Raw genomic sequence first — 23,585 nt, 5'->3', positions numbered from 1 at the left:
AACTTCATCACAGACAGAGCGAGCACAACTGTGGGCCACACAGATAGGAAATCCCAAATGGCAGTAGGGCGTAACACTTCGGGCAACGGTCAGCAGGGTCGGCGCGGCCGGCGACTGTTGGGGGCCAGCAGTGCCGTTGGCGCGTTTTTGGCGTTTGGGTTGTCGCCGTTGGCTTCGGCGCCTGTTGCGCATGCTGATGAGCTGGATTGGGTTGTTGATCTGGTTGGCGCGGATTTGGCTGGGGCTCTTAGTGATTTGAGTCAGGCGTCGTCGTGGGAGACGTTGTTTGATCAGGCTTCGTGGGAGCCGTTGCTGAGCAATGTGGGTTTGTCGTTTGATGCGTCGTTGGCGGGGGTGCCGGGTTCGGCTGCTGCTGATGATTGGTTTGGGTCGTTGTTCTATGACCCGTGGCATGACTTGGGTCAGGACTTCCTGAACAGTTCGTTCGGTTCGTCGGTTGCGGATTTCGTCAACTTGTTTGGTTTCGGTCAGATTCTGATCGGTAATGGTGCTGACGGTATTGATGGTGGGACGCTGGCGCAGGCTGCTGGTGGTGCTGGTGGTTTGTGGTTCGGTGATGGTGGTGCTGGTGGTACGGCCGCTGATGGCACTGGTGGTGTTGGTGGTTCGGCGGGCATGTTCGGCGATGGTGGCGCCGGTGGTGCGGGTGTTGATGGTGGTGACGGTGGCGCCGGTGGTAACGGTGGCTGGTGGATGGGTATCGGTGGTGATGGTGGCGCTGCGGGTGCTGGTATCGCTGGCGGTGCCGGTGGTGTTGGTGGTGCCGGTGGTGATGGCATTGGTTTGGCGTTCGGTTCGGGCGGCAATGGTGGTCTTGGTGGCGATGGTGCGGTGGGTGCTGCTGGGGCGGCGGTTGGTGCTGGGCTGAATGGTCTTGCCGGTGCTAATGGTGGTGCTGGTGGTAATGGTGGTGCCGGTGGTAAGGGTTCGTGGCTGATCGGTTCCGGTGGTAAGGGTGGTGCCGGTGGTGCCGGTGCCGATGGTGGTAACGGTGGCGATGGTGGCGACGGCATCGACGCCACTGTCCCCGGCGCCGCCGGCGGCGCTGCTGGTAACGGCGGCAACGGTGGTGCCGGTGGTGCCGCCGGTCTCGGTGGTGCTGGTGGCTCTGGTGGTCTGCTCGGTTCCTCCGGTGCTGCCGGTGCCGGTAGCACCGGCGGTAACGGTGGTAACGCCGGGCTCGGGGGCAACGGCGGCGACGGCGCCGACGGCGACTCGAAGTATGTCGATGGCGGTGCCGGCGGTCGCGGTGGTGACGCCGGCGTGGCCGGTGCCGGTGGTGCGGGTTCGACCCCGGGTACCGCGGGTAATGCGGGTTTGGCGGCGACCGGTGGTGGTAACGGTGGCCGTGGTGGTGACGGTGCCGACGCCACCATCGCCGGCACAGCCGGTGGTGCCGGTGGCCGTGGTGGTGACGGCGGTTCGCTGGGCAACGGCGGCGCCGGTGGTGTCGGTGGTGACGGTGCGGTCGGTCTGGCCGGGCACACCGATGTCAATGGTGACGGCACGACGGGTCTGGCCGGTGGCGCCGGTGGTGTCGGTGGCGCTGGTGGTGCCGGTGGTTCGCAGGCCGGCAACGGTGGTGCCGGTGGTGCCGGTGGCCGCGGTGGCACCGGTGGTGTCGGTGGTGCCGGTGCCGACGGTGTCGCGGGCGTGGACGCGGCTGCCGGTAGCGGTGACAACGGTGGCGACGGTGGCGACGCGACGAACACGGCCGGCAACGGTGGCGTGGGTGGTGTCGGTGGCGCTGGTGGTGCCGGCGGTACGTCGGCGCACGGCACCGCGGGTGCGCACGGTGTCGGTGGTATCGGTGGCGACGGTGGCGCCGGTGGTCAGGCCGGCAATGGTGGTGCCGGTGGTGCCGGTGCCGGTGGCGGCAACGCCGCAGTGGCGGGCTCCGGCGGTAACGGTGGTAGTGCGGCCGGCTCCACTGCGGGGCAGGGCGGAACTGGCGGTAAGGGCGGCTCCAGCGGCGGGTCCGCGTACGCCGCGACCGGTGCGACCGGCGTTGACGGTGCCGAGGGCAATGGTGGTGCCGGTGGTGTCGGTGGGGCAGGCGAGCTCCTCGGCGACGGCACCGCGCAGGCCGGTGGCCATGGCGGCAACGGTGGCGACGCCGGTACCGATGGCGACGGCGGCGCGGGCGGTGCAGGTGGCCGGGGTGCGACCGGTGAGCACGGCGTCACCGACAACAATGGCAACGGCACCGCGGGCGCAACGGGTGGTGCCGGCGGTGCTGGCGGTACCGGTGGCGCCGGCGGTACCAACTCCGGCACGGGCGGCGTAGGCGGCGCGGGCGGCACCGGTGGCACCGGTGGTAACGGTGGCGCGGCCGACGACGCGACGGTGGCCGGCAACGCCGGTGGCACCGGTGGTAACGCCGGTGCCGGTGGCATCGGTGGTGACGGTGGTGCCGGTGGTGTCTCCGCGATCGGCGCCGGTGGTGCCGGTGGTGCCGCGGGTAACGGTGGTGCGGCCGGCCAGGCGGCGGCTGGTGGCGCGGGCCTCGGTGGCGGTGGCCTAGACGCAGCCGGCGCCGGTGGCCAAGGTGGCGATGGTGCGGTCGGCGGTGCGGCCGGTGCGGCGGGCGCCGGGACCGACGGGGGCGCCGCCGGTAGCGCGGGCAGCGTCGGTGCGGGAAGCAACGGTGGTGCCGGTGGCGCAGGTGGCAAGGGCGTCGGTCTGGCTAGCGATGGCGTAACCGGACAGGCCGGTGGCGTCGGTGGTCAGGGCGGCAGCGCCGCCACTGACGGCAACGGCGGTGCGGGCGGCGCCGGCGGCGCGGGTGCCAATGGCACGCAAGGCACGACGGACAACAGCGGCAGCGGTACCGCGGGTGGCAACGCCGGCGCCGGCGGCCAGGGTGGCGCCGGCGGTGCGGCCGGATCCAACTCCGGCACTGGTGGTGCCGGCGGTATCGGTGGCCAGGGTGGCGTTGGCGGTAACGGCGGTGCCGCCGATGACGCGACGGTGGCCGGTGCTGCCGGAGGTGACGGCGGTAGTGCCGGCGCCGGTGGCGCGGGCGGCAAGGGTGGTGCTGGTGGCTCCTCGGCCAACGGCACCGGTGGCGCGGGCGGTGACGCCGGTAACGGTGGCGCGGCCGGATTGGCGGCTTCCGGTGGCAAGGGACTTGGCGGCGGCGGCGCCGACAACGCCGGTGCCGGCGGTTCCGGTGGTAACGGCGCAGACGGTGGCGCGGCCGGCAGCGGTGGCGCCGGTGGCAGCGGTGTCACTGGCGGTGCCTCTGGCGATGCGGGCCTGGACGGCCTGAGCAGTGATGGCGCGGCCGGTGGTAACGGCGGCGCCGGCAGTGGACTGGCCAGCGACGGCCAGACCGGTCAGGCCGGTGGAGCTGGTGGAGCCGGCGGTGACGCGGCCACGAACGGCAACGGTGGTGCCGGTGGCGCCGGCGGTGCGGGAGCCGATGGGGCGAACGGCACGACCGACGGCAACGGTGACGGCACCACGGGTGGCGTTGGCGGTGCCGGTGGCGCTGGCGGTGCCGGCGGTGCGGCGGGCAGCAACTCGGGCACCGGTGGTGCTGGTGGCGCCGGTGGTTCCGGTGCTTCCGGCGGTGACGGCGGCGCGGCCGATGACGCGACGGTGGCCGGTGCGGCCGGTGGTAACGGCGGTAGTGCCGGTGCCGGTGGTGCGGGCGGCGCCGGTGGTGCGGGTGGCACCTCGGCCAATGGCACCGGTGGAGCGGGCGGTGACGCCGGCAATGGTGGTGCGGCAGGCACCGCTGCGGCCGGCGGTAAGGGACTTGGTGGCGGCGGCGCCGACAGCGCCGGTAACGGTGGTGCCGGTGGTAACGGCGCCGACGGTGGCGCGGCGGGCAACTTGGGCGCCGGCGGAACCGGTGCGCAGGCGGGTGCCGACGGCGCCGCGGGCGACGCCGGTGAGAGCAGCGACGGTGCGGCCGGGGGTAACGGTGGCGACGCCAGCGGCTTGGCCAGCGACGGGCTGACCGGCCAGGCCGGCGGCCAGGGTGGCGCCGGCGGTAACGCGGCCACGAACGGCAACGGTGGTGCCGGCGGCGCCGGCGGTAAGGGCTTCGCTGGCGCTGACGGGTTCACCGACGGCGGAGGCAACGGCACGACCGGTGGTGTCGGTGGTGCCGGTGGCGCCGGTGGCGTTGGTGGTGCGGCCGGTAGCAACTCGGGCACCGGTGGTGCCGGTGGCGCCGGTGGTACCGGTGCTTCCGGTGGCAAGGGCGGCGCGGCAGCCGACGCGACGGTGGCCGGTGCGGCCGGTGGCAACGGCGGTAGCGCCGGCGCCGGTGGTTCGGGCGGCGCCGGTGGTGCGGGTGGCACCTCGGCCAATGGCACCGGTGGTGCGGGCGGTGACGCCGGCGATGGTGGTGCGGCAGGTACCGCAGCGGCCGGCGGCAAGGGCCTTGGTGGCGGTGGCGCCGACAACGCCGGTAACGGTGGTGCCGGTGGTAACGGCGCCGACGGTGGCGCGGCGGGCAACCTGGGCGCCGGTGGCGCGGGCGTGCAGGCCGGCGCCGACGGTGGCGCGGGTGAGGCCGGTCTGAGCAGTGACGGTGCGGCCGGTGGTAACGGTGGCGACGGCAGTGGCCTGGCCAGCGATGGGCTGACCGGTCAGGGCGGTGGTCACGGCGGTGCCGGTGGTAATGCAGCAGCGGTCGGAAACGGTGGCACCGGTGGTACCGGTGGCGTCGGCGCGACTGTCGCGGGCATCACCGACCCCAACGGCAACGGCACTGCCGGTTTCCTCGGCGGCGTCGGCGGTAACGGCGGCACCGGTGGTTCCGGCGGCACCACCTCCGGTAACGGTGGTGCCGGTGGTAACGCCGGCAACGGCGGCAATGGTGGCGCCGGCGGTGCTGGTGCGGACGCAACAGTCGCCGACACCGCGGGCGGCTACGGCGGTAACGCCGGCGCCGGCGGCCAGGGCGGTACCGGCGGTACCGGTGGTGTGGCGAACAATGGCACCGGTGGTGCTGGCGGTAACGCCGGCAACGGCGGCAACGCCGGCATCGCCGGCAAGGGTGGAACCGGCCTCGGTGGTGGCGGCGCCGCCAACGCGGGCGCCGGTGGTGCCGGCGGCGCCGGTGCCGATGGCGGCAGCGCAGGTGCCGAAGGCGTCGGCGGTACCGGCACTACGACCGGAGCCCAGGGTGGAGCCGGCAACAGTGGCCAGGGCAGCGACGGTGGCGCCGGTGGACAGGGCGGCGCGGGTACCGGCCTGATCGGCGGAACCAACACCGGTCAGGGCGGCGGCGCAGGTGGTGCCGGTGGTGACGGCTCGTCGGTGCGCAATGGCGGTGCCGGCGGTAACGGTGGCGCCGGTGCGACGGTCGACGGCATCACCGACGTCAACGGCAACGGCACCGATGGCGCCGACGGTGGTGCCGGTGGCGTCGGTGGCGTCGGTGGTGCAGGCGGCTCCGTCTCCGGCAATGGTGGTGCCGGTGGTAGCGGCGGCGCAGCAGGCCACGGCGGCCACGGCGGCAACGGTGCAGACGGGACTGCCGGTGTTAACGCCGGTGCGGGCACCGGCGGCGACGGAACCAACGGTGGCGACGCCGGCGACGGCGGCAAGGGCGGCAACGGCGGCCAGGGCGGCAACGGCGGTGCGGGCGGCAGCGCCACCAACGGTGCGGCTGGCGCCACCGGGGTCGGCGGCGTCGGCGGTAATGCCGGTGACGCGGGCAATGCCGGTAACGGCGGTCAGGGCGGCCACGGTGCCGGCGGAGGTGCCGGGGTCAAGGCTGGCAACGGTGGCGCGGGTGGTCAGGGCGGTGTCCGAGGCGAGGCCGGCGCGACCGCAGGTGAAGGCGGTTGGAACGGCGACAACACCGAACAGGCTGCCGACGGCGCAGCGGGTGCCGCGGCCACCGGGGGTAACGGTGGCGCGGGCGGCAACGGTGGCGCCGGTGCGGTGCACGGTGACGGATCGCCCCAGGCCGGCGGCGACGGTGGCCACGGCGGCGCGGCAGGCCCGGTCGGCACCGGTGGCGCGGGCGGAAACGGCGGAATCGGCTCGGCCGGCAACGCCGGCGTCGACGGTGTTGTCGATGGCTCCGGCAATGGCGGCAGCGGCACCAACGGCGGCCTGGGCGGCGAGGGCGGCAAGGGCGGCAATGGTGGTGACGGCGGTAGCGAGTCCGGCGACGCCGGTGCCGGCGGTGCCGGTGGCGCCGGTGGCGCGGGCGGCCGCGGTGGTTCCGGCGCCAACGGTGCCAACGCCGCATCGGTGGCATTCGGTAGCGGGCTTTCCGGCGGTGACGGCGGTTACGGCGGCGACGGCGGCGCGGGCGGCCTTGGTGGAAACGGTGGCGCCGGCGGCGTTGGTGGTACCGCCACCCTCGGCAACAACGGGGCGGCCGGTGCCGGTGGCGTCGGCGGTCAGGGTGGCGCCGCGGGCAACGCGGGCAACGGTGGTACCGGAGCCAACGGTGCCGGTGGCGGATCGAACGCGGTCGCCGGTCACGGCGGCAACGGCGGTGACGGTGGCGACCGTGGCGCGATTGGTCTCGGTGGTAAGGGCGGCCTGAGCGGCGACGGCCACCAGGCTGTCAACGGCGGCAACGGTGGCGCCGCCACCGGCGGTAACGGTGGTGCCGGTGGCCGCGGCGGCAACGGTGTGACCCTGGCTAACGGCAACCCCCAAAGCGGCGGCGCAGGCGGATACGGCGGTGACGCCGGAACCTACGGCAACGGCGGTATCGGTGGAGCCGGCGGTGCCGGCAGCGTCGGCGGCAATGGCGCCAGCGGCACCACCAGTTCGGTCAACGGTGTCAGCGGTCAATCCGGTGGATCCGGCGGTGACGGCGGCGCGGGTGGCAAGGGTGGCTCCATCGCCGGCAACGGTGGTGCGGGTGGCGGCGCCGGCGCTGCGGGCAACGGTGGCAACGGTGGCAACGGGTTCCAGGGCAAGGCAGGCCAGGACGCGGTCGCCGGAACCGGCGGGGCCGGCAGCAACGGCGGCAACGGCGGTAACGGCGGCAGCGGCGGTAACGGCGGTAACGGCGGTAACGGCGGTGCCGGTGGTACCGCCACCAACGGCACAGCCGGCCTCAATGGTCTGGGCACGGTCGGCGGTAACGCCGGTAACGCCGGCACCGGCGCGGATGGCGGTCGCGGTGGCAACGGCGCGGGCGGCGGCGTCAACAGCCTTGCCGGATCCGGTGGTAACGGCGGCGCCGGTGGCAACGTCGGCACTGCCGGTATCGGAGGCACTGGCGGCTACAACGGTGATGGTGTCACTCAGCGGGCCGACGGCACTGACGGCTTGGCGGGCGCACACGGCGGTAACGGCGGTAACGGCGGTAACGGCGGTAACGCGGTAGGCACCACCCAGGCCGGAGGTAAGGCCGGCAACGGCGGCGACGGCGGCAACATCGGTAACGGCGGTAACGGCGGTAACGGCGGCAACGGCACCGTCGGGGCGGCCGGAGTCACCGGCGGTGACGGCAACGGCACCAACGGCACCTCGGGCACTGCCGGTGCTACCGGCGGTAATGGCGGTAACGGTGGCTCCATCTCTGGTAACGGAGGTAACGGCGGTAGTGGAGGTAACGGCGGTAGTGGCGGTAACGGCGGTAACGGCGCCGTCGGCACCGCTGGTGCGTCCGGCGGCAGCGGCGGCGACGGCGGCAACGCCGCTTCCGGGGCGGCTGGCGGCAAGGGCGGTAGTGCGGTCAACGGCACCGCGGGCAACGGCGGCAACGGCGGCAACGCCGGGAACGCGGGCAACGGCGGTGCCGGTGCCGACGGTTCCGGCGGCGGCGTAAACGCCACCGCAGGCAGCGGCGGCAACGGCGGCCACGGTGGCGACCGCGCCGTAGCGGGTGTCGGTGGTGCTGGCGGTACCGGCTCGGGCGGCCCGGGAGCAAACGGTACTGATGGCGCACTCGGTATCGGTGGCAACGGCGGAGCTGCCGGTAACGGCGGAACCGGCCAGGTGCTCGCTGACGGATCCTCGCAGGCGGGCGGTAACGGCGGAGTCGGTGGTGCGGCAGGCACGATCGGCAACGGCGGCGCTGGCGGTAATGGCGGGACCGGGGCCACTGGCAAGACGGGAATCATCGATGGCAGCGGCAACGGCACCAACGGTGCCGACGGCGGCATGGGCGGTAACGGTGGCGTGGGTGGCGCCGGCGGCAGCATCTCCGGTAACGGTGGCGCCGGTGGCCGCGGCGGTGCGGGCGGTACCGGCGGCGTCGGTGGCGTCGCCACCGGCACCGACGGGCAGAACGCGGCTGTTGGAAGCGGTGGTGACGGCGGCAACGGCGGCAACGCCGGCCTGAGCGGTAACGGCGGTGCGGGTGGGCACGGTGGTGCGGGTGCCCTCGGTGGTACCGCGACCAACGGAACCCAGGGCAGCGTCGGCGCCGGCGGCGTTGGCGGCAAGGGCGGCGCCGGCGGTGACGCCGGACGCGGCGGCAACGGTGGCAACGGCGCCGGAGGCGGCGCTGACCACGTGGCTGGAAATGGCGGTGATGGCGGCAGCGGTGGTTATGCCGGTACCGGCGGGGCAGGCGGCCATGGCGGCGTGAGTGGTAACGGCTTCATCGCGGCCGACGGCGGAACCGGCGCGGATGGCAATGCCGCCACCGGAAACGGTGGTAACGGTGGTAACGGCGGTGCCGGTGTCGTGCTCGGCGACGGTTTCGCGCAGGCTGGTGGCAACGGTGGTGACGCCGGGGCTGCCGGAGCGGTCGGCAACGGTGGTCACGGCGGAAACGGTGGCGCCGGTGCGGCAGGCACCGACGGCATCACCGAGGTGTCCGGTAACGGCACCAACGGTGTCCTGGGCGGCGACGGTGGCCAGGGCGGTAACGGTGGTGCCGGGGGTAGCCAGGCCGGTAACGGTGGCGCGGCCGGTAGCGGCGGCGCCGGTGGTCGCGGCGGTAACGGCGGGGACGCGGCCGACGGCACCGCTGGCGTGAGCGCGGCTGCGGGCAGTGGCGGCAACGGTACCGACGGCGGCGACGCAACCGGTACGGCCGGTAACGGTGCGGGCGGCGGTAACGGCGGCAACGGTGGCTTGGGCGGCAGCGCGACCAACGGCGCTGCGGGCGCTAACGGCGTCGGCGGCGCGGGCGGTAACGCCGGTAACGGCGGCAACGCCGGTGACGGTGGCCGTGGCGGCAATGGTGCGGGCGGCGGTGGCAGCGCCGTCGCTGGGTCGGGCGGTAACGGCGGCGACAGCTCCAGCACCGCGGGTACGGCTGCGGCGGCCGGAGCCGGCGGCTGGAACGGCGATCACACCGCGCAGGCGGCCGGCGGGAAGGCCGGAGCGGCCGGGTCTACCGGTAACGGTGGTGCTGGTGGTAACGGCGGTACCGGCACAAACGCCACCAGCAGCGCGGCTGCCCAGGCGGGCGGTAACGGCGGCGCTGGTGGTGACGCCGCGCTCAACGGCAACGGCGGTGCGGGCGGTATGGGCGGCTCGGGCGGCCTGGGACTGGCCGGTGCCGCTGGCACCAATGCCAGCGGCACCACCGGCGCAGTTGGCGGCAACGGCGGCGACGGGACCGCGGGTGCGGCGGGTGGCCAGGGTGGTGCTGGTGGTGCCAGCGGCACTCAGTCCGGCAACGCCGGCGCGGGCGGTCAGGGCGGGTCGGGTGGCAATGGTGGCACCGGTGGCACCGGTGGCACCGGTGGCACCGGCACCAACGGCAGCACCAGCAAGGCCGGCGGTACTGGCGGTAACGGCGGTAACGGCGGCGTCGGTGGTACCGGTGGTGCCGCCGGTAGCGGCGGCGCGGCGGGCGCGCTGCGCAACGGTGATGGTTCAGCCGCTTCAGCTGGCGCCAACGGCACCATCGGCAAGGGCGGCGACGGTGGTGCCGGTGGCAAGGGCGGTACCGGCGGCTCCGGAAGCACGGCGTCGAAGAACGGCTTCTCGGGCGGTAAGGGTGGTACCGGTGGTACCGGTGGTAGTGGAGGCGCGAGCGGTGCGGGGACCGCGGGCACGGCCGGTGGATCCGGGACCGCGGGAGCCAACCCGTCCGGTACCAACAACGGCAACCCAGGCGCCGGCGGTGCCGGTGGGTCCGCCGGAAAGGGCGGATCGTGATGATCCGCCCCTTCCATCGGAGTCTGCTGTTAGGTCTCCTCGCGAGGTGCCGGAACGTCTTCGGGCGTCCTCGGCCAGGCGAAGAGTGCGATGCTCTGATTCCACTTCGAGACGAAGTGTTCACCCAGGAACACGCCGCCTCGGCGCTCCCAAAACCGGCGTCCGTAGCTGCCGTCATCGGTTCCGGTGTCGCCGATCACTCGTCGGCACCGGGGCTCGATCTCGAACACGCTGTCGATGAATCCGCGGAACATGATCGCGCCGTGGCCGTGCTCAACCATGTCCAGTTCGGCAATTGCCGCATGCAGTCCGATGTCGTAGGGATCAGCGTCGTAGACAGTGGAGATGTCGTCCTGGGCGGACCTGAACAGCTCCATGTAGCCCATGGGGCGTCCCGCGATGCTGAAGACGTAGGGACGGGAGAAATTGCCCTCGAACTGGATCTCCAGGTGCCGTCGCCACTCGTCGGCGGGTCGATCGTAGTGCCACGTCTGGGCCAGGTGCGGACGGTTCATCCACTCGGAAATCATCTCCGCATCGGTCGCGGGGTCGGCGAAACGCACGCTGTACGGCTCGGGAAACGCCGGCAGGGGCGGCGGCGGGACCGCGCGGACCTCAGGGGGCACATGAGCCAGTTGTCGTGCCATCAGCGAACTCATATCACAACCGAACCGGTTGTCGCCGAAATGGTTTCGGTGGTCATCAAAAGTACCTCCTGGGATTCAATTGACGGCGGTGCCGTCGACAACGGGTCCGCCAATGATGCCACGTGGTCACCTTCGGCCACGTACCGAAATGCCGAAAAGCGTTGTCCCGAGCGACAGTCGAATTTTCCTCAACGGTGCTGACGAATCAGCACCGTGACATAGCCGAAAAACTTGATCCGAGAAGACATCACCGACATGGGTTCGTCGCAGAATAGGGAGTCCCACATGACTGGAAAGCAGCACCGCGCAGAGCGTCGTGGTTTCACTGGCGTCGTTCGCCGCCGGGGTGGCCGAGTGGCGGCTGCCGGTAGTGCGGTGGGGGCGTTTTTGGCGTTTGGGTTGTCGCCGTTGTCGGGGGCTCCTGTTGCGCAGGCTGATGAGCTGGATTGGGTTGTTGATCTGGTTGGCTCGGATTTGGCTGGGGCTCTTGGTGATTTGAGTCAGGCGTCGTCGTGGGAGACGTTGTTTGATCAGGCTTCGTGGGAGCCGTTGCTGTCGAATGTGGGTTTGTCGTTTGATGCGTCGTTGGCGGGGGTGCCGGGGTCGGCTGCTGCTGATGACTGGTTTGGGTCGTTGTTCTATGACCCGTGGCATGACTTGGGTCAGGCGTGGATCAATAGTTCGTTTGGGTCTGCGGTTAATGACTTCATCAATATTTTCGGGTTCGGTCAGATTCTGATCGGCAATGGTGCTGACGGTATTGATGGTGGGACGCTGGCGCAGGCTGCTGGTGGTGCTGGTGGTTTGTGGTTCGGTGATGGTGGTGCTGGTGGTACGGCCGCTGATGGCACTGGTGGTGTTGGTGGTTCGGCGGGCATGTTCGGCGATGGTGGCGCCGGTGGTGCCGGTGTTGATGGTGGTGACGGTGGCGCCGGTGGTAACGGTGGCTGGTGGATGGGTATCGGCGGTGATGGTGGTGCTGCGGGTGCTGGTATCGCTGGTGGTGCCGGGGGTGTTGGTGGTGCCGGTGGTGATGGCATTGGTTTGGTGTTTGGTTCGGGCGGTAATGGTGGTCTTGGTGGCGATGGTGCGGTGGGTGCTGCTGGGGCGGCTGTTGGTGCGGGGCTGAATGGTCTTGCCGGCGCTAATGGTGGTGCTGGTGGTAATGGTGGTGCCGGTGGTAAGGGTTCGTGGCTGATCGGTTCCGGTGGTAAGGGTGGTGCCGGTGGTGCCGGTGCCGACGGTGGTAACGGTGGCGATGGTGGCGACGGCATCGACGCCACCGCTCCGGGCGCCGATGGGGGCGCCGCCGGTAACGGCGGCAACGGCGGTGCCGGTGGTGCCGCCGGTCTTGGCGGCGCCGCTGGTTCTGGTGGTCTGCTGGGCTCGTCGGGTGTCGCGGGTGCTGGTGGCGCTGCTGGTGATGGCGGTAACGCCGGTGCCGGTGGTAACGGTGGCGACGGCGCCGACGGCGATGGCGCTCACATCGATGGTGGCGCCGGGGGCCGTGGTGGCGACGCCGGTGTGGCCGGTGCCGGTGGTGCGGCGGCGCCTGGCGGCACGGCGGGCAATGCGGGTTTGGCGGCGACCGGTGGTGGTAACGGTGGCCGTGGTGGTGACGGTGCCGACGCCACGATCGCCGGTGGTGCCGGTGGCGCGGGTGGCCGTGGCGGTGACGGTGGTTCGCTTGGCAACGGTGGCGCCGGTGGTGTCGGTGGCGATGGTGCGGTCGGCGTGGCCGGGCACACCGATGCCAATGGTGATGGCACGACTGGTCTGGCTGGTGGCGCTGGCGGTGTCGGTGGCGCTGGTGGTGCCGGTGGTTCGCAGGCCGGCAATGGTGGTGCTGGTGGTGCTGGTGGCCGCGGTGGCACCGGTGGTGTCGGTGGTGCTGGTGCCGATGGCACTGCGGGTCTGAATGCGGCTGCCGGTAGCGGCGACAACGGTGGTGACGGTGGCGACGCGAACAGCACGGCCGGTAACGGTGGGGTTGGTGGTGTCGGTGGCGACGGTGGTGCCGGTGGTACCTCGGCGCACGGCACCGCGGGAGCGCACGGTGTCGGTGGTATCGGTGGCGACGGCGGCGCCGCGGGCTCCACTGGTGTCGGTGGTAACGGTGGCGACGGTGCCGGCGGCGGGACCGGGGCAGCGGCCGGTAACGGCGGTAAGGGTGGCGCCGGCGGTGCCATCGGCAGCGGTGGCGCAGGTGGCGCGGGTGGCTCCAGCGGTGGCTCGACGCACGCGGCCTCCGGTACGGCCGGCGCAGACGGCACCGGCGGCAACGGCGGTAACGGTGGTAACGGTGGTGCGGGCGAGCTCCTTGGCGACGGCACGGTGCAGACCGGTGGTGCGGGTGGTAACGGTGGCGACGCCGGGGCGGTCGGTGACGGCGGTAATGGCGGGGTCGGCGGCAAGGGTGCGACCGGCACGGCCGGACACACGGACATCAGCGGTAACGGCACGGACGGCGGCGTCGGCGGCACCGGTGGTGCGGGTGGCATCGGTGGCGCCGGCGGTACGACTTCCGGCAACGGTGGTGCCGGTGGTGCGGGCGGCGTCGGCGGCACCGGCGGCGCCGGTGGCCACGGCCTCGACGGCGAGGCCGGTGTCGATGCGACGGCTGGCAGCGGCGGCGACGGGACGGTCGGTATCGGCGGCGGCGACAGCGGCAACGGCGGTGCCGGTGGTGTCGGCGGTCAGGGCGGCGCCGGCGGCACCGCGACCGCGGGTAACGCGGGCACTGACGGCGACGGCGGCCAGGGTGGCATCGGTGGTGCGGCCGGTAATGCCGGCAACGGTGGTCGGGGCGGTGACGGTGCGGGTGGCGGCAACAACGCCACGGCCGGATCCGGTGCACAGGGCGGTACCGGCGGCAACCGCGGCTCGGCTGGCGCCGGTGGCGCCGGTGGCTGGAACGCAGACAACAGTGCCCAGGCGGACCAGGGCGCTGATGGTGCCGAGGGCGGCGGTGGCAACGGTGGTGCCGGCGGTCGCGGTGGAGACGGTGAACTGCTCGGTGGAACTGTGCCGCAGGCCGGCGGCAACGGCGGTGCCGGTGGTACGGCCGGTATCGGCGGCGACGGTGGTGTCGGCGGTGATGGCGGAAACGGTGCGTCGGGAATCGACGGAACGACGGTGGTCATCGATGGGACCGCGGGTGGTACCGGTGCCGTGGGCGGCAACGGCGGAGCTGGTGGCGCCGCTGGCGTGGGCTCCGGAAACGGTGGTGCCGGTGGTAACGGTGGCAACGGCGGTAACGGTGGTAACGGTGGCGCGGCCGACGACGGTTACCTACTGGACCTTGCGGGCGGCAAGGGTGGTAACGCCGGTGCCGGTGCCGCGGGCGGCAACGGTGGTGCCGGCGGTACGTCGGCGGAAGGCACCGGCGGCCAGGGTGGCGCCGGTGGTGCCGGCGGCAACGCGGGAACCGCGGCCGTTGGCGGTCAGGGAAGCGGCGGCGGTGGTGGCGCGAACGCCGGTGCCGGTGGCAACGGTGGTGATGGCGCCCTCGGCGGAGCAGGCGGCCAGGCCGGCGTTGGTGGTAATGGGGTCAACGCGGGCGCGGACGGGGCCGTGGGCACTGACGGCATAGCGGCCGACGGTGCAGATGGCGGTCGCGGAGGCGACGGATACGGCCTGATAAGCGGGACGAACACCGGCCAGGGCGGTGGCGCGGGCGGTAACGGCGGTAACGCCGCTGCAGTCGGTAACGGCGGAATGGGTGGCACTGGCGGAGCCGGCGCCACGGTAGACGGCGTCACCGGTAACGACGGGCATGGCACCGACGGAGCGGTTGGTGGTATCGGCGGTGACGGTGGCCAGGGTGGTGCTGGCGGCAGCACTTCGGGTAATGGCGGTGCGGGCGGCTACGGCGGTGTCGGTGGCCAGGGTGGTGCCGGCGGCGCGGGTGCGGATGCCACGGTGGCCGACACGGACGGTGGCAACGGCGGCAACGCCGGTGCCGGCGGTGCGGGCGGTAACGGCGGCCAGGGTGGCGCGGCCACCAATGGCACAGGTGGCAATGGCGGCAACGCCGGCATCGGTGGCAATGGCGGCGTCGCGGGCGCCGGCGGTGCCGGTCTCGGTGGCGGCGGTGCGGCAAACGCGGGCAACGGCGGTAACGGCGGAAACGGTGCGGACGGAGCTGCAGCAGGCCAGGTAGGCCTGGGCGGTGCCGGCACCACCAACGGGGCGGATGGCTCCACTCGCCCCGACGGCATTGCCAGCGATGGCGGTGTCGGTGGCCAGGGCGGCGCCGGCGTGGGTCTGAGCGGCGGGGTCGGCCAGGGCGGCGGCCATGGCGGCGCTGGTGGTAACGCGGCTTCGATCGGCAACGGTGGTGCCGGTGGTGCCGGTGGTGTTGGTGCGACCGTGGACGGGATCACGGGCGGCGACGGCAATGGGACCGCGGGTGCGGTCGGTGGCGTCGGCGGTAACGGCGGCACCGGTGGTCTCGGGGGCTCGACGTCGGGCAACGGTGGTGCTGGCGGCAACGCCGGCAAGGGTGGCAACGGTGGTGCCGGCGGAGCGGGCGCGGACGCAACAGTGGCCGACACCGCGGGTGGTAACGGTGGGAACGCCGGTGCTGGCGGCCAGGGCGGTGTCGGCGGCCAGGGCGGTGGCGCTGTCGCCGGCACCGGTGGTGTAGGCGGTAACGCCGGCGACGGTGGCAACGCTGGTACGGCCGGGTCCGGTGGTAAGGGCCTCGGTGGCGGCGGCGCTGCCAACGCGGGCGCGGGCGGCGCGGGTGGCAATGGCGCCGACGGCGCCGCTGCGGGCACGGCCGGCGCCGGCGGCACCGGCACGAATGGCGACGGTGCGGACGGCAGCGATGGCCTGTCCGGTATCGGTAGCGACGGTGGCGCCGGTGGCGCAGGTGGCGCTGGTGTGGGCCAGGTGACCGGCGGCGTGGACGCTCAGGGCGGCGGTGCCGGCGGTAACGGCGGTAACGCGGCGACGGTCGGCTCCGGTGGTGCGGGCGGTAACGGCGGTGCCGGCGCTGCTGGTGACGACGGCGTCACCCTCAGCGACGGAAATGGTACGAACGGGTTGAGCGGTGGTGCCGGTGGAATCGGCGGCGTCGGCGGTGCCGGTGGAACCGACTCCGGTGATGGCGGCGCGGGTGGCCAGGGTGGCATCGGTGGTGCGGGCGGTAACGCCGGTCACGGCGCCAACGGTGTCAGTGGCACCGTCGTAACCCCCGGCAGTGGTGCATCCGGCGCGGACGGGACCAACGGGGGCAACGGTGGCGTCGGTGGAAACGGCGGCATCGGTGGTAACGGTGGTGCTGGTGGCGCGGCCAACAACGGCGCCAGCGGTGTGGACGGTTCCGGTGGCGCCGGTGGTGACGCCGGTAATGCCGGTAACGCCGGTAACGGAGGTCGCGGGGCCGACGGTGCCGGTGGCGGCACTGGCGCGGTGGCGGGCTCGGGTGGTCACGGCGGTGACGGAGGCGTCCGTGGCACCGCGGGCACGGCCGGGGCGGGTGGCTGGAATGCCGACCACAGCGCCCAGGCGGCCAGCGGCAATGCGGGTACCGCGGCGATCGGCGGCAACGGCGGGGCCGGCGGCAAGGGCGGTACCGGTGTCCTCCTCGCCGACGGCACCGCGCAGATCGGTGGCGCGGGCGGTGACGGCGGCAACGCCGGACCGGTCGGCAATGGTGGCGCCGGCGGAAACGGTGGCGCCGGCGCCGTGGGCGCGACCGGCTCAACTGCTCTGGCCAACGGCGGAACCGGTGGCAACGGCGCGGCCGGTGGCAACGCGGGCAACGGCGGTAAGGGCGGCTCGATCTCCGGCAACGGCGGTCAGGGTGGTGTCGGAGGTGCCGGCGGCAACGGTGGTGCCGGCGGCGCGGGCGTGCAAGGCCTCGCGGGAGCCGATGCTGCCGCGGGCAGCGGCGGCAACGGCGGCGACGGCACCGATGGCGGCGACGGCGGCCAGGGTGGTAACGGTGGCCAGGGCGGTAACGGTGGCCAGGGTGGTAGCGCCACCAACGGAACGGCCGGCCTCAACGGCAGCGGTGGTATCGGTGGTAACGGCGGCGCCTCCGGTCAGGCTGGTGACGGTGGCCGCGGTGGTAACGGTGCCGGCGGTGGCGTCGAAGAAACCGCAGGACACGGTGGTAACGGCGGCGCCGGTGGCGACCGCGGTGCGGCTGGCTCCGCCGGTAAGGGCGGCCTGAACGGTGACGGTGTCACCTACCGGTCCGACGGTGCGGCCGGCGTGGTTGCTGGCGGCGGCAACGGCGGCAACGGTGGCGCCGGTGGCGCGGGCCAGCTGCTCGCTGATGGCTCGACCGGCCAGGCCGGCGGCTACGGCGGTAACGGTGGCGCGGCGGGTGCGATCGGTACCGGTGGTGCGGGTGGCGCTGGTGGCGCCGGTGGCAACGGCGTGCTCGGCGTGACCGGCGGCGACGGCAACGGAACCCTCGGTGGCAACGGCGGCGTCGGTGGCTACGGCGGTACCGGTGGCGCCGGTGGCAGCGTTTCGGGCGCCGGTGGCGTCGGTGGCGCGGGTGGCACTGGCGGTAGCGGTGGCAACGGCGGCAACGGTGTGGCCGCGGGTGCCGGCAACCTCGGCGGCAACGGTGGCCAGGGCGGTAACGCCGCTGCCGGTGGCGCTGGCGGTATCGGTGGTAACGCGGGCAACGGTGCAGGTGGCGTCGGCGGCGCCGGTGGTAACGCCGGTAACGCGGGCAACGGTGGCACCGGTGGTGCCGGTGGTGACGGTGGCAGCGGCCTGGCGGCCGGCAACGGCGGCGACGGCGGTACCGGTGGTGACCGCGACCTCGGCGGCGCCGGTGGTGCGGGCGGTATCGGCCAGGGCGGCACACAGGCGGCCAGCGGTCAGGCGGGTACCAACGGTGCTGGCGGCGACGGGGGCGCCGGTGGTAACGGCGGCAACGGCGTCCTCCAGCCGGGCGATGTCGCACAAGACGGTGGCGCCGGTGGTAAGGGTGGCGCGGCCGGAGCGATCGGTACCGGTGGTGCCGGTGGTAACGGTGGCGCGGGTACTGCCGGGGTTAACGGCATCACCGACGGCCTCGGCGACGGCACGGCCGGGACCGCGGGCGGCAATGGCGGTAGCGGCGGCCAGGGTGGCGCCGGTGGTACCACCTCCGGCAACGGCGGCGCCGGTGGGCTCGGCGGTGGCGGTGGCGCGGGTGGCCACGGTGGCGCCGGTGCTAATGCGGCTAACGGCGCAAACGCGGCCAGCGGTAGTGGCGGCAACGGCGGAGACGGTGCCGACGCCACCAGCACCAACGGAAACGGTGGAGCGGGCGGTAACGGTGGTGCCGGCGGTGTCGGCGGCACGGCGACCCTCGGCGAGACCGGTGCCGCTGGTGCGGGCGGCGCGGGTGGCGCCGGTGGTAACACCGGTAACGGTGCCAACGGCGGTAACGGCGGCACCGGTGCCGGCGGCGGCATCGAGGCCATCGCCGGGTCCGGTGGCAAGGGTGGTGCCGGCGGCATCGCGGGTACGGCCGGCACCGGCGGCGCCGGGGGCCTCGGTGGCGACGGCACCGCGGCCGAAAACGGTCAAGACGGCGCTCAGCTCGGTGCCAGCGGTGGTAACGGTGGCAACGGTGGCAACGCTGCGCTGGGCCAGCAGGGTGGCAACGGCGGTAACGGTGGCGCCGGCGGCACCATTGGTCACGGCGGCGCAGGCGGCGACGGCGGTGCCGGTGCCAACGGTGTCGCGGGTATCACCGACGGGTCCGGTAACGGCACCGACGGCACGGCTGGCACCGCGGGTGGCAACGGCGGTCTCGGTGGAGTCGGTGGTTCGATCGCCGGTGACGGTGGTGTCGGTGGTAACGGTGGTGTCGGTGGTCACGGTGGCGCCGGCGGCAATGCCGCCAACGGCACCGCGGGAACCAACGCCACGGCCGGCAGCGGTGGCAACGGCGGTGTCGGTGGCGACGCCACCGGAGCGGCTGGGGCCGGTGGCGCTGGTGGCGCCGGCGGTAACGGTGGTGCCGGTGGCACCGCGACCAACGGCAACAGCGGTGCGGACGGCGCCGGCGCCGTCGGTGGCAACGGTGGCGCGGGCGGTAACGCCGGCGTCGGCGGTCGCGGTGGCGACGGCGCGGGCGGCGGCTCGAACCTGGTGGCCGGTTCCGGTGGTAAGGGCGGCAACAGCAGCAGCACCGCTGGTGCGGGCGGCGACGGAGGTGCCGGCGGCCTCGGTGGCGATGGCGTCACCCAGGCCGGCAGCGGCATCGACGGCAACGGCGGCGCGGTCGCGGTCGGTGGCACCGGTGGTAACGGTGGCAACGGCACGGTGCTGGGCAGCGGCCTGGCGCAGGCCGGTGGTAACGGCGGTACCGGCGGTAGCGCCACAGGCGAGTACGGCAACGGCGGCACCGGCGGTAACGGTGGCACCGGTGCCAATGGAACCGCGGGTACCAGCGCCGCAAACGGTGCCGGAGCTGCCGGCGGCAACGGCGGTAACGGCGGTTCGGCGGCCCAACACGGCAACGGCGGCACCGGCGGCAACGCCGGCAACGGTGGCAATGCCGGCGCCAACACCTCGGTCGCCGCGAACGGCGCCACGGGTACCCAGCCCAAGGACCCGAACGGCAACGCCATGCCCGGTGGCACCGGCGGCGCCGGCGTCAAGGGTGCCACCGGGTACGCCGGTGGAGCGGGCGGCACCGGCGGTGTCGGTGGTGCCGGCGGCACCCTGACCGGTGACGGCGGCAAGGGCGGTCTCGGCGGCAGCGGCGGGATCGGCGGCACCGGCGGTACCGGCGGTAACGGCGGCACCGGTGGTGCCGGTGGTGCCGGTGGTCTCGGCCTTCCCGGGCGTACCGGCGGTACCGGTGGTGTCGGCGGCCAGGGCGGCGACGGCGGCGTCGGCGGCGCGGCCGGTCAGGGCGGTGCCGGCGGTGTCGCGCTGGGCGATGGGAAGTCCGGCGAACACGGCGCCGGCGGGTTCGGCGGTAAGGGCGGTGTTGGCGGTAAGGCCGGTGTCGGCGGCACCGGCGGTGCCGGTGGTGCCGGGTACAACGGCATCGTCGGTCAGGGCACCGGCGGTGGCGGTACCGGCGGCAGCGGTGGCGCCGGTGGCCAGGGTGGCACCGGCGGTCAGGGCGGTCTCAACGCCGACGGCACCACCGCTCAAGGCGGTTCCGGTGGTATGGGCGGCAAGGGCGGTAACGGTGTCAACGGTGCCTCCAAGCCCAGCAAGTCCAACTGGGCAGGCTCGGGTGGCAGCGGCGGCCAGGGTGGTGCAGGTGGTACCAATGGCGACGGTGTCGCCGGTTCGCCAGGTACTGCTGGTGTCACCGGCGGCAAGGCCAACGGTGGCACTATCGGTCAGGGTGGCGCCGGCGGCGCCGGCGGTACAGGAGCACCGTAGCCGGCCGCCGGTCCCGGGAGTTCTGGGCAAGGGTGAAAGAACGTACGAATCCCCGGTCCGACACTTTGGTGTCGGGTCCGGGGATTCGTCGTTGTTTGCTAGGCGGCCAGTATCGACAAATGGGCGGTGACGGATGAATATCCGTCACCGCCCATTTCCGTCGGCGCGTTAGGGCGTGTCGCGATAGCCAGGCATGTCTTCGGGGGTCCGCAGCCAGGCGAACAGCGCGATATGCTGGTCCCACTTGGCCATATAGTGCTCGCCGAGGAAGACCCCGCCGCGTCGCTCCCAGAACCGGCGACCGTACGAGCCCGCACCGGCATTAGTGTCTCCGATGATCCGTCGGCATTCCGGTTCGGCCGCGAAAATGCTGGACACCAAGGGGCCAAAGATGTTCTTGCCGTGGCCCTTTTCGACCGCGGCGGCGTCTGCCATGGCTCCGTGCAAGCCTACATCGTAGGGAAGGGCGTCATACACCGTTGCCAGGTCGTCTTTTGCCACCCGGAACAGCTCCATATATCCGAGGGGCTCGCCGTGGAGGAGCCAGATGTACGGGCGTGAGTAGGCACCGTCGAACTGGGTTTGCAGGTGACGGCGCCATTCGTCGGGTGGATAGGCGTAGCCCCAGGTTTCGGCCAGATGCGGCCGGTTCATCCATTCCGAGATCATCTCGGGGTCGCCGGGCTGGTCTGCGAAACGGACACTGTACGGATCGGCGAGGATCGGTAGCGGCGGCGCCGGAACACTCAGGAGGTAGTCGCTCAGGCCGACCCGCTCCCGCGGCATGCGTGCACTCATCGCGCGCCCGAATCCGTTGTGGCCGAATCGACTTGAGTGGTCATTGCAAGTGCCTCCTGGGCATCCGTTGACAATCGGTTTTCGACAATGATCGTACGTCGACCTAGCAGCGTCAGCGCCGAAATGCTTCCCCCTGGCGCGAGCGTGCGTGTTGGTACGGCGACACACCGCGAAAACTGGCACTCTGCGCCCGCTCGGCACTCAGACCGTCAGCACAACCTTTCCGGTCACCTCACCTGATGACAGCATCCGGTGTGCTTCGGCGGCTTGCTCGATGGGCAGCCGCGCACCGATCACCGGCTTGATCCGGCCGTCGCCGAGCATCGGCCAGAGGTCGGTGGTCACTGCGGCCACCACAGCACCCTTGCTGTGCGGCCCTTCCACCGGCCGGCCGCGTAAGGCGGTGCCGATCACCTTTGCGCGTTTGGCGATCAGCTTGCCCAGGTTCAGCTCGCCCTTGACGCCGCCCTGCATGCCGATGATGACCAACCGCCCGTCGTTGGCCAGCGCGTCGACATTGCGGTCCAGGTAGGCCGCCCCCATGATGTCCAGGATCACGTCGGCCCCACCGGCCTCGCGGACCCGCTCGACGAAGTCTTCGTCGCGGTAGTTGACGGTGATCTCGGCGCCCAGCTCGCGGCAGAACGCCAACTTGGCCTCCGACCCGGCGGTGACGGCAACCCACGCGCCCAATTGGCGTGCCACCTGAATGGCGTGAGTGCCGATGCCGCTCGCCCCGCCATGCAACAGCAGCAGCTGCCCCTCCGACAGGCCGGCCGTAAGCACCAGGTTCGACCAGACTGTGCAGGCCACCTCCGGCAGGCCCGCAGCATCCAGCAGGTCCACCCCGTCCGGAATCGGCAGTACCTGAGGGGCTGGAACCGCGACGTACTCGGCGTAGCCGCCCCCGGCCAACAACGCACAAACCTGTTGTCCGATCGTCCAATCCGACACCTCGTCACCCACTGCGGCGATGACGCCGGAAACCTCCAGGCCGAGGGTGTCGCTGGCCCCGGGCGGGGGAGGATACAAACCCGCCGCCTGCAGCAGATCGGCCCGGTTCACCCCAGCCGCGGCTACCCGAATCAGCACCTCGCCCGGGGCTGGTTGAAGATCGGCGACCTCTCGCCAAGCGAGGACGTCGGGGGACTCGGCGATGATGGCACGCATGTCCGACACGCTACTACCGGACCGACACCGTCGAAAACGATGAGGAACCCTAAGTGTGTCGCCTAGCATGACGCTGTGCAGCGCCACGATCGCCGCCGGACGGGGAGTGATTTACCCGGCTTGGATCTCGCCGAACGTCAAGCATGGCAACATTATTTGGACGCTGTGCTGCGATTCGACGCGGCGCTGAACCGGGCGCTCAACGCCGATCACCAACTGTCGGTGATCGATTTGCGGGTGCTCGACATCCTGGCCAAGTCCTCGGACGGATCTGCTCGGATGGGTGATCTGGCCGAGTTGCTGGGCGCGACCCGGCGTCAGATGACGAAGCGGATCGACCGTTTGGGCGAGCGGGGACTGGTGCGCCGCGAGCCCGATCCGAAGGACAAACGCGGGGTTGTCGCTCTTCTCAACGACGCCGGCCGGACGATCATCGCCCCGGCGATCATCAGCTACGCGGAAGCCGTGTCGACGTACCTACTCGGATCGCTGTCGACTCGCCAGATCAGCACTGTTGCGGAGAACTGTTGGCGTATTGGCGAGGGGCTGCGGCTTGACGAGTTACGGCGCACATTGGTCGGTGCCGGCCCAACGGTTCCCGTTCACATTGGTGCCCAAGCGTTTCCGGAGGCGCCCACGTGTTATCTACCCGGGGTTGACGATGCCGGGAAGCGTTGCTGGCATCAGTTCATGTCGTCGTCGGCGACGCTGTTCCCTGTCTTGAACGCCCGATTGGTCGAGGCGATCCAGCTTGCCCTGATCGACATTCTGCTGTTGGATCTGATCGCGAAGTCACCGGGCGGAACAGCACCGATGAGTCTGTTGGGCAAAGCGTGTGCATTGCAGCCCAGCCGGCTGACCCAGCAGATCAGCCGCCTGGAGTCCGAAGGACTGGTGCGCCGCGGCCCCGGGCAGGGGGATCGGCGGCGCGTGGTTGTTGCTATTACGCTGCACGGCCGAGTGCGATTAGGACCGGCACTTGCGTTCTACGCCAGGGAAATTCGCAGGCATTACTTGAACCCGATGTCGCGCCAGCAGGCAATCGCGCTCGGCGACGCGTGCCGTCGGATCAGCGTGCCTCTCAAAGCCGGTGCCGAGCGGTCGGTGCGGGCAGATCGTCGAAGTTCGGCGAGAGTGACGGCGGTCGAAGGCGACATCGGTCACCGGTGAGGCGCCACCGAGTCTAACGGCGTTGCCGCCCAGTCGCATTGTGGTTTCCCGTGTTTCCACAGTTTGCTAAAACTCGATCACGTGGTTCCGCATGGGGCACAAGCGGAATGGTTACCCATTGGTAATTACCGTTTGAAACAGTTGGGGCCGGTGCAGTGGATGATCGGGCGCTCCCGATTTCGGTGCTGACCAGGGAATTCAAGCTCAGTCGAAGCGGCTTGGTGTGACGTCACGTCAAACATCTTCGGGGATACCAACGTTCGATTAGAGACACTCAGCCCTCGCTTAGTTACGTTCATCGCTGTTCAGTGCCTCACCAATCCACCTGCCGAGGAGTTCCCCTTGCACGCCACCGTTCGC

At 71.9% G+C, this 23,585-nt stretch carries 6 protein-coding genes; 3 read left to right on the top strand and 3 right to left on the bottom strand.

What is annotated here, in order from left to right; translation table 11 throughout:
* Positions 1-282: 282 nt before the first annotated feature.
* Positions 283-10,074, top strand: a complete 9,792-nt coding sequence (locus K3U94_RS24210) for a hypothetical protein (protein ID WP_220695059.1) — start codon at positions 283-285, stop codon at positions 10,072-10,074.
* Positions 10,075-10,103: 29 nt separating this feature from the next.
* On the opposite strand, the gene K3U94_RS22285 is transcribed toward K3U94_RS24210, so the two are convergent.
* Positions 10,104-10,721, bottom strand: coding sequence for a GNAT family N-acetyltransferase (locus tag K3U94_RS22285; protein WP_230987292.1), 618 nt, complete (start codon positions 10,719-10,721; stop codon positions 10,104-10,106).
* A 567-nt stretch (positions 10,722-11,288) separates the two neighbouring features.
* On the opposite strand from K3U94_RS22285, the gene K3U94_RS24205 reads away from it, so the two are divergent.
* Positions 11,289-20,087, top strand: coding sequence for a hypothetical protein (locus K3U94_RS24205; RefSeq protein ID WP_220696938.1), 8,799 nt, complete (start codon positions 11,289-11,291; stop codon positions 20,085-20,087).
* A 168-nt stretch (positions 20,088-20,255) separates the two neighbouring features.
* Here the strand turns inward: K3U94_RS24205 and K3U94_RS22275 are convergent, their stop codons facing one another.
* Both K3U94_RS22275 and K3U94_RS22270 read right to left on the bottom strand, forming a co-directional pair.
* Entirely contained in the window at positions 20,256-20,885 is a 630-nt protein-coding gene (locus tag K3U94_RS22275) for a GNAT family N-acetyltransferase (protein WP_230987290.1), read from the bottom strand.
* Between the two features lie 201 nt (positions 20,886-21,086).
* The gene (locus K3U94_RS22270; RefSeq protein WP_220695058.1) at positions 21,087-22,055 is read right to left on the bottom strand and encodes an NAD(P)H-quinone oxidoreductase; all 969 of its coding nucleotides are present in this window, start codon (positions 22,053-22,055) and stop codon (positions 21,087-21,089) included.
* 75 nt (positions 22,056-22,130) lie between these two features.
* Here K3U94_RS22270 and K3U94_RS22265 point away from each other — a divergent pair, with 75 nt between their 5' ends.
* Positions 22,131-23,225, top strand: coding sequence for a MarR family winged helix-turn-helix transcriptional regulator (locus tag K3U94_RS22265; RefSeq protein WP_220695057.1), 1,095 nt, complete (start codon positions 22,131-22,133; stop codon positions 23,223-23,225).
* Positions 23,226-23,585: the final 360 nt, after the last annotated feature.

It is taken from the genome of Mycolicibacter heraklionensis (genome assembly GCF_019645815.1).
Taxonomy (GTDB): Bacteria; Actinomycetota; Actinomycetes; order Mycobacteriales; family Mycobacteriaceae; genus Mycobacterium; species Mycobacterium heraklionense.
This window is presented reverse-complemented; position numbering and strand designations above follow the sequence as displayed.

What these genes read in the sequence shown, in the direction of transcription:
- K3U94_RS22285 (WP_230987292.1), bottom strand. Translation starts at nt 10,721, where the DNA reads ATGGCACGACAACTGGCTCATGTGCCCCCTGAGGTCCGCGCGGTCCCG.
- K3U94_RS22275 (WP_230987290.1), bottom strand. Translation starts at nt 20,885, where the DNA reads ATGAGTGCACGCATGCCGCGGGAGCGGGTCGGCCTGAGCGACTACCTC.
- K3U94_RS22270 (WP_220695058.1), bottom strand. Translation starts at nt 22,055, where the DNA reads ATGCGTGCCATCATCGCCGAGTCCCCCGACGTCCTCGCTTGGCGAGAG.